Source organism: Sphingobacterium suaedae (assembly GCF_042684625.1).
In the GTDB taxonomy this organism is placed as follows: domain Bacteria; phylum Bacteroidota; class Bacteroidia; order Sphingobacteriales; family Sphingobacteriaceae; genus Sphingobacterium; species Sphingobacterium suaedae.
This window is the reverse complement of record NZ_JBHULR010000004.1, coordinates 740,338-752,356: the sequence shown is the minus strand read 5'-3', so window position 1 is coordinate 752,356 and position 12,019 is coordinate 740,338. Positions and strand designations below refer to the sequence as shown.

Genomic DNA, 12,019 nt, shown 5'->3' with positions numbered 1-12,019 from the left:
CACCAATCGGTTACTCGTTACGCTACATGATCATTTTCTTAAAGAACTTCTATCGTCTCCGCATCGCGCTTCGACTATTTTTTCCGGGCATTAAGGCCCGGCGTACTATCGTTTTTGTTTCCCTCGTCTCGCTTGGGACTGCAAAGGTAAAAGGTTTTTTCGGTTCCGCAAAATTTATTTTAAAATAATTCCCGCGCTTCTTTTTTAAACCGGTATCCGGCCGTGCCGTAATCCCTTTTTTCCGCTTTTCAGTGCTGTCCCTCCCTCGCGGAGTGGTGCAAAGATAGGGACTCCAGGCCCTTACTTCCAAGCTTCCCGGGCCTTTTTTTGGCAAATACGCCGCAACAGCCTGTAAGCCTGGCCGATATTTTTCGAAAAGAAGCGCACAAAGCAAAGAAAAAGGCCCGCTTCCGCTATGCGACCTGCCTCCCCCGCACCTTTCCTGCACGCCCCTCCCCGGCAGGGGCGCGCAAAGTGATTACCCAGGGCTACCCCTGGGCTGCCTTTGGTTTATCCGTGACCCGGAGGATTGTCACAGGCTGTTCGCATCACAGCTCATCCTCGTTCGCCCAAGAGATGGGTCAGGGATCAGCCCCGATCGGGTTAACACTCTTTGTTCATGCATACGTGTAATAGAATGACTCCAAATATATCTCCTTAATTAACGACTTGAAAAACCAATAAAAAAATAATATTGATCTAAAATAACATTATTAACGGAACAAATCTGAAAAAAAGTGCCTTCTCAATTGTGGCTCTGGGTTAACTGAACTAATACGATTTGGAACGCTATTTGTATGTTATAAACATATCATAAAAGAAAGGTTAAGAATGATTAAAAAACAAAAGACAAAAATCACCTTGGGAAACAACCCGTATATGTATTACATGACAAATTGGGGATTCATCGAACAAAGTTCAGAAACAACGGAAAAACCGTGCAGATTACACAAAAGAAGTTAATACTTCATTATTGAAACGGAAAAGAGGTGCTTTATGAGAAATAAAGCATTTTGCATTTCTACTCCCTCACTTCCAGCATCACTTAATTGGCACATTACTCAGAATCACCATCATCAAATAATATCCGAACCGAAGGCGTATAAATATCTGTATACTGCCCTGTGTTATTCGCCCAAAAAAAGCTGCCAAAAATATCAGGGCAATAAAAATAGCCGGGGTACCACCTCCTAAATGAATCTCCCTGATGGTCAAATTTTTTCCTAACACCGCTTTGTACATCGTCCATTCTCGCAATACATAGGGAATATAAGGTTCCTCTACCTCATGGTTTTTCCGTTATGGTGTATTGCAACCACAATAGGTACATAAGCTTTCGCAAAAGGGAAGGTGAGCATATACTAACGCTTTCAGCCTTTTTTCAGATGAAGTTCGCTGCAGCGACGCAAGTCATGCTTTTTCTGTAAACAGTTGAGCATCCCAAAACGGGACCGTTGGATAACTTGTATACCGAGCTACTGCCACATCGTATTTTTTTTTCAGGCTACGGTCTACGTTCATCATCACTCGCTTTTCTTTGGTCGACAACAACACATTCTTTTATACGGCAACAAGCTAATCCCACACATTTACCATGTTCCCATAAATCCAGGTTGCGAATCGTTTGCGGAGCAATTCCCTTTGCCGTACGATCAGGGTAAAGCATATTGGCAATCTACACACCCAAGTCATATGTTCGATACAAATCGATATGGGTGACTATTTTTTGCACGCCGACGCGCTTAAGGTCCTCTAACAGAACATCTTCCTCGGAAACAATAACGACTTCCTTTCCCTCAGCATAGTGAATTGTAGAAGAATTATCGATTGTCGATCGTAATAATGCCATCAATAGCATTGTCGATGATTGCTTCGAGAAGCTTGGTCGACTCTATCATCTAGTTCGTCAATTTCTTGTATTTGATACGCTTTGGTGCAATATCGCCCAGCCGTTTTTTGCGGTTTTCTTCATACTCTGTATAATTTCCCTCGAAGAAATAGACCTGCGAGTCTCCTTCAAAAGCCAAAATATGGGTACAAATACGATCTAGGAACCAACGATCGTGGGAAATGACAACGGCGCACCCGCCAAAATTCTCTAACCCTTCTTCCAATGCGCGCAATGTGTTTACATCAATATCATTCGTAGGTTCATCGAGCAATAAAACATTCGATGCCTTCTTCAATGTGATGGCTAAATGTACACGATTCCGCTCTCCTCCCGACAGCACGCCTACTTTTTTCTGTTGATCGGCACCGTTAAAGTTAAACTTCGACACATATGCCCGAGAATTTACTGGTCTATTCCCGAGCACAATGTTATCATTTCCATCCGTGATATTCTCCCATACGGATTTCCCTGGATTCAAGTCATCGTGATTTTGATCTACGTATCCCAACACGACCGTTTCTCCAACTTTGAACGTACCCGTATCCGGTTGTTCTTGCCCTGTTATCAACCTGAATAGCGTTGTCTTTCCCGCACCATTGGGACCGATAATCCCGACGATCCCAGCAGGCGGAAGTGAAAAACTGAGATTTTCAAAAAGCAGTTTGTCTCCGTAAGCTTTAGAGATTCCGTCGGCCTCAATTACCACATTTCCTAAACGTGGCCCCGGCGGTATGAATAATTCTAATTTATCTTCGCGTTCTTTTGTTTCTTCAGACGCTAATTTTTCATAATTATGCAAACGCGCCTTCGATTTGGCATGTCGGGCTTTAGGCGCCAGACGCACCCATTCCAATTCCCGCTCGAGTGTTTTTTGCCGTTTCGTTTCTTGCTTTTCCTCCTGTGCTAAACGCTTGGCTTTTTGATCCAGCCAAGAAGAATAGTTTCCCTTCCAAGGAATACCCTCTCCTCGATCCAGTTCCAAAATCCATCCGGCTACATTATCTAGAAAATAGCGGTCGTGAGTGACCGCAATAACGGTACCTTTATATTGCTGAAGGTGCTGCTCTAACCAATCAATGGATTCAGCATCTAAATGGTTGGTCGGCTCATCTAATAGCAATATATCCGGTTCCTGGAGTAATAAGCGACAAAGTGCCACCCGGCGTTTTTCACCACCTGACAAATTGACAATTTTAGCATGCGGATCGGGACAGCGCAACGCATCCATCGCACGCTCGAGCCTACTATCTAGCTCCCAAGCGTTGCTCGCGTCTATTTTATCTTGTAATTCGCCTTGTCTCACGAGAAGCTTGTCCATCTCATCGGGATTTTCGTATACCTCTGGCAAGCCGAATTTTTCATTGATCTTTTCATATTCCTGGAGAACCGCGGTGATTTCTGCAACGCCTTCTTCTACGACTTCCCGTACAGTTTTTTCCAGATCAAGTATGGGTTCCTGCGCCAAGTAACCTACTGAATACCCTGGGGAAAATACCACCTCTCCTTGGTATGATTTATCTAAACCAGCAATGATCTTTAATAAAGAGGACTTACCTGAACCATTTAAACCTATGACGCCGATTTTGGCTCCATAGAAAAAGGATAGATAGATATTTTTAAGAACTTGTTTTTGTGGCGGATAAATTTTGTTTACCCCTGCCATGGAGAAAATGATTTTTTCGTCAGACATAAATAATAACTAAATACAGCGTTTTGTACAAATATAGTCATTTTTCTATGGCGCTACCTGACATTTTGATAGTTTCGCCGCACTGGCTTAATTGTTGATAAATTCTATGAAACAATCAGCATAGGATTTATAATTTATTTTTTACATTTATACATCCTATCATTAATAAAGGAAAGGTTTAATACATGGAAGCAAAATTTTCACCACGCGTAAAGGATGTCATCTCCTACAGCCGAGAAGAAGCATTACGGCTTCGACACGATTATATCGGCACTGAACATCTTTTGCTCGGGCTGATTCGTGAAGGCGATGGGGTGGCGATAAAGATTTTGAAGAATATTGGGATAGACACCGGAGCTATTCGACAATCTGTCGAAGACGCTGTTAAGGGATCCTCAATGTCTCGTGCCCCGATAGGGAATATGCCGTTGACAAAACAAGCTGAAAAAGTTCTTAAAATAACATATCTTGAGGCTAAGATTTTCAAAAGCGACATTATCGGTACCGAACACTTATTGTTAGCTATATTACGAGACGAAGAGAATATCGCTTCTCAGGTATTGCAGCAGTATAGCATTACTTACGATTTATTTAAGAATGAGGTGGAACAAAATAAGACCACGATTACCGACGAGGCTTCGAATTCACCAACTGGCGATGATGACTTTGCTGACGATGACCAACAATTTACTGCACCAAAAAAGGTATCGGACATCAAATCCAAAACACCGGTCTTGGACAACTTCGGCCGCGATTTAACCAAGGCTGCCGAAGAGGGAAAATTGGATCCGATCGTAGGACGGGAAAAAGAAATTGAGCGGGTATCGCAAATTCTATCTCGTCGGAAGAAAAATAATCCCATCTTGATCGGAGAGCCGGGAGTTGGCAAGTCAGCAATTGCCGAAGGTTTAGCATTACGCATTGTACAGCGGAAGGTTTCACGTGTGTTGTTTAACAAACGAGTTGTCACATTGGATTTGGCATCTTTGGTAGCTGGAACAAAATACCGTGGACAATTCGAGGAGCGTATGAAGGCTGTCATGAACGAGTTAGAGAAATCTCCTGATGTAATTTTATTTATAGACGAAATCCACACGATTGTTGGAGCAGGTGGAGCGTCCGGGTCGTTGGACGCATCGAATATGTTTAAACCGGCATTAGCTCGGGGCGAGATTCAATGTATCGGAGCGACTACGTTAGACGAATACCGCCAATACATTGAAAAGGACGGAGCATTGGATCGCCGTTTTCAAAAGGTGGTTGTTGAACCGGCCTCTCATGATGAAACGGTGGAGATATTGAACCGCATCAAAGATAAGTACGAGGAACATCACAATGTAACTTACACACCTGAAGCGATTGAAGCCTGTGTGTCGTTGACGACTCGTTACATTACGGATCGCTTCTTACCTGACAAAGCTATCGATGCTCTGGACGAAGCTGGATCGCGTGTGCACTTGAATAACATTCATGTGCCTCAATCTATAATTGACATTGAAGAAAAGATAGAAGGGGTCAAGGTTGAAAAAAACAAAGTTGTTCGCAGTCAGAAATATGAAGAAGCGGCTAAATTACGTGACACCGAAAAGAAACTTCTAGATCAGCTGGAAAAAGAGAAAGCCGCGTGGGAAGCAGAAACTAAATCTAAGCGATATACAGTATCAGAAGACAATGTGGCCGAAGTGGTCGCTATGATGACGGGCATCCCAGTACAACGGGTTAGCCAAACAGATAGTCAAAAACTATTGAATATGGGCGAATCCGTCAAGGGTAGAATTATAGGCCAAGATGATGCCGTACAAAAATTAGTAAAAGCCATCCACCGGACCAGGGCCGGCCTTAAAGATCCGAAGAAGCCCATCGGTTCGTTTGTATTCCTAGGTCCTACGGGCGTCGGTAAGACGGAGCTCGCGAAAGAGCTTGCTCGTTTCATGTTTGATTCAGAGGATGCGTTGATCCAGATTGATATGAGCGAATATATGGAGAAGTTTGCCGTATCGCGTCTAGTTGGAGCGCCTCCGGGCTATGTAGGATACGAAGAAGGTGGACAGCTGACCGAAAAAGTACGTCGTAAACCATACGCTGTCATCCTATTGGACGAGATTGAAAAAGCGCATCCAGATGTTTTCAACCTCTTACTACAGGTATTAGATGAAGGTCAATTAACGGACAGTTTAGGCCGTCGAGTAGACTTTCGCAACACTATTATTATTATGACATCTAATATCGGTGCTCGTCAATTGAAAGAGTTTGGTCAGGGCGTGGGATTCTCTACATCCGCTAAAGTCAATCAAGCAGATGCGCACTCCCGAGGAGTGATCGAAACGGCGTTGAAACGCGCCTTTGCACCAGAATTCTTGAATCGGATCGATGATGTTATCGTGTTCAATTCGTTAACAAAAGAACACATCTTCAAGATTATTGATATTGAATTAAAATCGTTATTCACGCGTATAGAAGGACTTGGATATCACATCTCTTTGACCGATAAAGCTAAGGATTTCATTGCTGAAAAAGGATATGATAGTAACTTTGGAGCTAGACCTTTAAAACGGGCTATTCAGAAATACTTGGAAGATCCTATTGCTGAAGAGATATTGAAAGGTGAGGTGAAAAATGGCTCGCAACTGAATATTGATTATAACGACGATCAGAAGGAAATCACAGTCTATGCGGCACCACCTGAAAACTCGAACGATTCGATCGAATCGGATGTTTCTGAACCGGATGATAAAAAGAAAGAATAAACAATATAATTTCGAAAAGAGCGCTACTTCATTAGCGCTCTTTTTTATGGCGTATTTTTTGCTACTAATTTTAAACTATTAACACTTTTTAACGTCTTTATAACAAAGAGAACTCTATTTTTAACGTTTAAACACGATACACATGAAAAAAATTTTATTAGCCTGTTTAATTGGTACGGCGACTTTAGCGGTGGGAACGAGCTGTACGAAAGAGTATTATGATGTGATTCCGAGTATTACCATGGTGTATCAACGAGCGGATAACCAATGGACATACAACAGTAATACAAAAGTGTGGTATTTGGATCTTCCAGTCAACGAGCTTACGGATTACTATGTCGATCAAGGAATCGTTAATGTAGCGATGAGCTTCGATGGGGAAACAACGTACAATGCTATCCCGGCAACGTTTGGCGCGATCGCCTATTCCTATGACTACACAACAGGTTCCGTTAGAATTTATGCGGAAGATCCCATTGCCGATACTGGTGTCGAAATTACGCCTCCCGAAAATATTTTTATAAAAATTTCGTTAACCGAAGCCGATTTCGTCGAATAGTACTTCACAATGACGACCGTGCTATCAGCGAAAATGCTAGTACGGTTGTCATTCATGGAACTAACCGGTACAAAAAAAGCTACCGATATTTAAAAAATTTCTCTTCCGAGGTGTTTTTGAACGGTGAGTCTACGCTTATGTCTTATCATGGTGCACCGCACCTAATATTAATTTTCAAGCAATTCCTTGGCGTGCTTTAAGGCCGATTCTCCCGGAGTAGCGCCGCTAAGCATCTGCGCCACTTCTACCACACGTTCGTCCTTCTGTAGCAACACAATATTTGTTTTTGTCTTATCTCCCACGTCTCGTTTGTATACTTTGAAGTGGGAGCTTCCCTTAGAAGCGATCTGCGGCAAATGCGTAATCGCCATTACCTGCATGTCTAGGGATAGATTCTCCATGATTTCTCCTACTTTTAACGCTACTTCACCGGAAATTCCTGTGTCAATTTCATCAAAGATAATAGTTGGCAATGCCGATGTCTTGGCGACCAACGATTTAACCGCAAGCATAACTCGGGACAGTTCCCCCCCCGATGCAACACGATGTATTAACTGTAGAGGTTGTCCTTTATTTGCTGAAAACAAAAACTGAATCTCATCGGCTCCTGTCGTCCGGTATTTATCGACCGGCAACATCTTCAATGCTACTTTTAGCTGGGCATTCTGCATACCTACCTCCGCCAGCACTTGCTGCACATGTTGTTCGACCTGCGCCACGCTGCGTAACCTTGATTGATGAAGCGCTTCTGCTGTGCGCTCTAATACCGCTAAACTTCGGTTTACCTCAGAACAAAGTTCCTGCAGTTGATCCTCCTGATTAGTTACAGACCGTATTTTTTCTTCTAACTGATCCCGAAGCAGAATTAAATCGGACACTGCATCTACACGGTGTTTTTTCAATAGGTTATAGAGTACGCTAAGCCGTTCATTCACGACAGCCAAACGCCCCTCGTCCATGTACATCGTTTGTTCCAATGATACGACCTCATCAGCGACATCCTTTATCTCGATCAGCACGCTTTGCACACGTTCAGCCAGCTCTCCGGCGGGTTGCGCATAGCGTTGCACACCAACAAGTTGCTGATAGGTTTCTTTCAACGACTGTATGACCGATTGCTCGCTTTCGACAAGCAAATACCCCGCAGCCCCTAATCCGCGTTTAATTTCTTCGGTGTTCTCTAGTTGATTTAATTCTTCTTCCAATTTTTCTTGTTCTCCATCCTTCAGCCGGGCGTCGTTTAGCTCGTCAAACTGGAATTGATTGAAGTCAAGTTCTGCATTATTTGCACTGATAGCCTGTCGCAACTCGATCAGTTTAGTATTCAGATCTCTGTATTGCTGCAATTGCTTTTTATAAATAGACAATAAATCTTGATTCTTCGCGACGCTATCCAAAACCATCAGCTGAAAAGGTTCCATGTTTAATTGCAATGTTCCGTGCTGAGAGTGTATGTCTATGAGCAACTCTCCTAACGCTTTGAGAATAGATAATGTCACAGGTGAATCATTCACAAAGGCCCTGGACTTACCATCTATTGAAACTTCGCGACGGATAATGGTTTCCGATTCATATTCCAATTCATTATCCTGAAAGAAATCGTATATATTATAGGCGTCTATTTTAAAGAAACCTTCAATAACACATTTATGTTCATCGTTGAAAAAATGCTTACCTTCGGCCCGATTTCCTAAGATCAAGCCGAGAGCGCCCATAATGATGGATTTTCCTGCGCCTGTCTCCCCTGTTATGATATTTAAACCAGCATCAAATTGAATATCGAGATTTTCAATCAGAGCATAGTTTTTTATATATAGCCTACTTAACATAAATCAATTACAACTACAATTTATACGGTGTAACATTTTTGGTACAGCACCGCAAGCTTTTGAACCTTTTCATCACCTGTCTGGAAACAGATTGTAGAATTTAGAATTGCTCTTTCTCCTTGACGGTCATGTGATCAAACATACATAAATTCACGCGTATGTGCAATATATTAGCCGACGTGTACTGCATCAATTTGAGAGACTATTGATGAACAGAGATGTTTCTTGGCTCAAAATCACAAATTTTAAATTCTGCCAGCGAGAACACGATTGGCAGATTACCAAATAAAATAATATGTTTGTAAAACATGGCAGATTTTTCTAAAGAGCTTAGCAAATACATGCCGGCAGCGGCGGCACCGATTATTTCCACATGGATCAACGACACCGGTTGTCAATTTAGGATCTCGAGAAGTAGAAAAACAAAACTGGGTGACTATACAGCTCCTTTCCGGGGCGCATCTCATAGGATATCAATCAACCATGATTTAAACCCGTTCGCCTTTTTGATTACGACCATCCATGAATTTGCTCATCTCTATACCTATCAACATTACAAAAACAAGGTAAAACCGCATGGAGTCGAATGGAAGAGCAGCTACAAAGAGCTGATGTACCCGTTTCTACGACTATCTATATTTCCAACAGATGTGGCGCAAGCTATTGTTCACTATATGAAAAATCCCGCTGCATCCAGCTGTACCGACTTGGAGTTGTATCGTACGCTACGACGGTATGATCTAAACACCGCTGCGCATCGTACGGTCGAATCACTAGCCGCAAATAGCCTATTTTCCATTCCAGACGGACGTATCTTCCAAAAAAAAGAAAAACTGCGGAAACGATACAAATGTGTAGAGATCAATACAAACAAAGTCTATCTCTTTCATGCTGTTGCAGAAGTCATTTTAGTCGCGCTAGAAAAAGTACCGGATTTATCGCTCCAACGTGTAGAAACCACTTACTAATATACCATGAAAAAAACTCTAGTTACCTTGGCTATTTTCGGTTTACTGCTGTCCTGTGGTCAACAAGCTCGGAACGGTTATCAACGAGATCAACTAGATTCCTCTGCCTTATTTGCCATAACCGAGGATTCGTATGTGGGGTATGTGAAAACACTATCTTCTGATCACTTCTCGGGACGGATGCCTTTCACCAAAGGAGATACACTAGCGGTCGCGTACATTGAAGAACAATTTAAGAAACTAGGACTTGATCCGGGGAATGAAGGATCGTATCTCCAACAAGTTCCCATGGTAGAAACAATCACGCAACCAGAGGAATACAAGCTGACCTTCCGTTCTAGGTCTGATTCTTTAGAATGCACGTATTTAAACGACTATGTGGTGGGCAGCAGACAGCTCAAAAAACAGGTGAGAATTACGGACAGCGAACTAATTTTTGTAGGTTTCGGAATTGTCGCTCCAGAATTTGGGTGGAATGACTACGCTGGAATCGATGTAAAAGGAAAAACGGTCGTAGTGCTTGTAAATGACCCAGGAAAGTACGACAAAACTCTTTTTAAAGCAGACACGATGACATATTATGGACGGTGGACCTATAAATATGAAGAAGCTGCCCGTCAAGGCGCTACTGGTGTGCTATTGATTCACGATACAGATGCGGCGAGTTATGGATGGAATGTCGTACGTACGGGATGGTCCGGCCCTCAGCTTAATTTAAAAGATAACACAGGAGCGGGAAAGACAACAGATTTCGAAGGATGGATCAGCGGACAGACTGCAGCCAAATTATTCAAATTGGCAGGTCAGCCAAAGGATATCCAAGAGCGCGCTAAGAAAAAAGGCTTTAAAGCAGTTCCGCTTCCGATAACAACAACTGTAAATTTGAAGAACAAGATCCGTATCTCCACGTCTAATAATGTCATCGCTGCACTCAAAGGTACAAAGCGACCTGATGAGGTTATTATCTACACCGCGCATTGGGATCACCTCGGCATCGGCGCACCAGTCGACGGCGATTCAATCTATAACGGTGCTTTAGATAACGCAACGGGCGTGGCCGCGCTTTTCGAACTAGCTAAAGCATTTAAAATGGCAAAAGTTCGGCCGGAAAGAACAATCGTATTTTTAGCAGTAACCGCAGAAGAGCAGGGCTTACTCGGTTCCGCTTACTACGCAGAACATCCTACGTTCCCGCTTCATAAAACCGTAGCCAACTTGAATATAGACGCTTTTAGCGCTCTTGGCCCCACAAAAGATATTTCAATCGTCGGTCTTGGTCAAACCGAAATAGATGATTACGTAGCATTTTCCGCGAAAAAATTTAACAGAACCATCAAAGGGGAAGAGAATCCGTCTGCTGGAGGATTTTATCGATCTGACCACTTTAACTTTGTAAAAAAGGGTGTACCGGGACTATTCATGGGGAGTGGAAGTGAGCTATTGGATACCGATACGCTGAAGACCCAGAACCGGCGAAAAGCACTGGCAGGCAGATATCACACCGTGCATGACGAAGTGGATGAAAACTGGAGCTTCGAAGGCATACTGGCTGACATTCGGTTATTTTTCGATATCGGATACACTATGAGTATGGATAAGTCCCTTCCAAACTTTAAATCTGGATCAGAATTTAAAGAAATAAGTGACAAGAGGCTTTCAAAATAGTACCTTTGTCAGGAAGAATTCAAATTAACACGTTTATAAAAGATAAACAAGTTATTGTATTACCTTCGAATAAGAGATAATGTACAAAAAATAAATTTATGTTAACCGGAATGAAACACTTACACTCGACGATCGCAATCGTTTTGTTACTGACATTGGTTATTGCTATTGTAATAACCTTAGGAAATCTATTAGGAAAAAAACCGTACAACCGCAAAGTTGCCTTGATCGGGTTTATTTCTGCACACGTACAATTGTTGATTGGTTTGATTCTGTACTTTGTTTCCCCATTGGGCATACAGAGTTTTTCGGCTGAGAATATGAAAAACAGCTTGTCGCGCCTTTACTTCTTAGAGCATCCTTTAATCATGATTATTGCGATTGTTCTAATTACGATTGGCTATTCGAAAGCTAAAAAATCGAATGACGCGCTGAAGTCGAACAGAACAGTAGTTATATTTTACGTCATCGGTTTACTATTAATATTGTCAAGAATACCATGGAGCACTTGGTCACTTTTCGCCTAGTGTAGGTACATCGATCATCATCATAAACAATAAAAGCCTGTGCATATCATATGTATAGGCTTTTGTTTTACATCTCCTTTTGTTATCAATCCAATCAAAATAAAAAACCTCCAAGATGTGCATCCTGGAGGTTTTTAGTGTAA

The 12,019-nt window shown here is 42.3% G+C and carries 10 protein-coding genes; 6 read left to right on the top strand and 4 right to left on the bottom strand.

Annotated features, from left to right (window positions below):
- The coding region (locus ACFSR5_RS12770; protein ID WP_380904349.1) for a hypothetical protein at positions 1–188 on the top strand (188 nt) is incomplete at its 5' end.
- Positions 189–1,057: 869 nt separating this feature from the next.
- On the opposite strand, the gene ACFSR5_RS12765 is transcribed toward ACFSR5_RS12770, so the two are convergent.
- The 3 genes from ACFSR5_RS12765 to ettA form a co-directional block, all read right to left on the bottom strand.
- On the bottom strand, positions 1,058–1,249 hold the full coding sequence (locus tag ACFSR5_RS12765) for a cbb3-type cytochrome oxidase assembly protein (RefSeq protein WP_380904347.1): 192 nt from the start codon (positions 1,247–1,249) through the stop codon (positions 1,058–1,060).
- A 426-nt stretch (positions 1,250–1,675) separates the two neighbouring features.
- Positions 1,676–1,849 (bottom strand): hypothetical protein, encoded by a 174-nt coding sequence (locus ACFSR5_RS12760; protein WP_380904345.1) that lies wholly within the window; start codon positions 1,847–1,849, stop codon positions 1,676–1,678.
- Positions 1,850–1,898: 49 nt separating this feature from the next.
- A complete protein-coding gene (ettA, locus tag ACFSR5_RS12755; RefSeq protein ID WP_380904343.1) occupies positions 1,899–3,581 on the bottom strand; it encodes an energy-dependent translational throttle protein EttA in 1,683 nt (560 codons plus the stop codon).
- 185 nt (positions 3,582–3,766) lie between these two features.
- On the opposite strand from ettA, the gene ACFSR5_RS12750 reads away from it, so the two are divergent.
- Both ACFSR5_RS12750 and ACFSR5_RS12745 read left to right on the top strand, forming a co-directional pair.
- Positions 3,767–6,328: an ATP-dependent Clp protease ATP-binding subunit gene (locus ACFSR5_RS12750; protein WP_380904341.1), complete on the top strand. Its 2,562-nt coding sequence runs from the start codon at positions 3,767–3,769 to the stop codon at positions 6,326–6,328.
- 142 nt (positions 6,329–6,470) lie between these two features.
- A complete protein-coding gene (locus tag ACFSR5_RS12745; RefSeq protein WP_380904339.1) occupies positions 6,471–6,887 on the top strand; it encodes a hypothetical protein in 417 nt (138 codons plus the stop codon).
- 167 nt (positions 6,888–7,054) lie between these two features.
- Here the strand turns inward: ACFSR5_RS12745 and recN are convergent, their stop codons facing one another.
- A complete protein-coding gene (gene recN, locus ACFSR5_RS12740) occupies positions 7,055–8,716 on the bottom strand; it encodes a DNA repair protein RecN (protein ID WP_380904337.1) in 1,662 nt (553 codons plus the stop codon).
- 308 nt (positions 8,717–9,024) lie between these two features.
- Between recN and ACFSR5_RS12735 the strand changes: the two genes are divergently transcribed.
- The 3 genes from ACFSR5_RS12735 to ACFSR5_RS12725 all read left to right on the top strand — a co-directional run bounded on the left by ACFSR5_RS12735 (position 9,025) and on the right by ACFSR5_RS12725 (position 11,876).
- The gene (locus ACFSR5_RS12735; protein ID WP_380904335.1) at positions 9,025–9,684 is read left to right on the top strand and encodes a SprT-like domain-containing protein; all 660 of its coding nucleotides are present in this window, start codon (positions 9,025–9,027) and stop codon (positions 9,682–9,684) included.
- Positions 9,685–9,690: 6 nt separating this feature from the next.
- On the top strand, positions 9,691–11,349 hold the full coding sequence (locus ACFSR5_RS12730) for a M28 family metallopeptidase (protein WP_380904333.1): 1,659 nt from the start codon (positions 9,691–9,693) through the stop codon (positions 11,347–11,349).
- 110 nt (positions 11,350–11,459) lie between these two features.
- The gene (locus ACFSR5_RS12725) at positions 11,460–11,876 is read left to right on the top strand and encodes a hypothetical protein (RefSeq protein WP_380904331.1); all 417 of its coding nucleotides are present in this window, start codon (positions 11,460–11,462) and stop codon (positions 11,874–11,876) included.
- Positions 11,877–12,019: the final 143 nt, after the last annotated feature.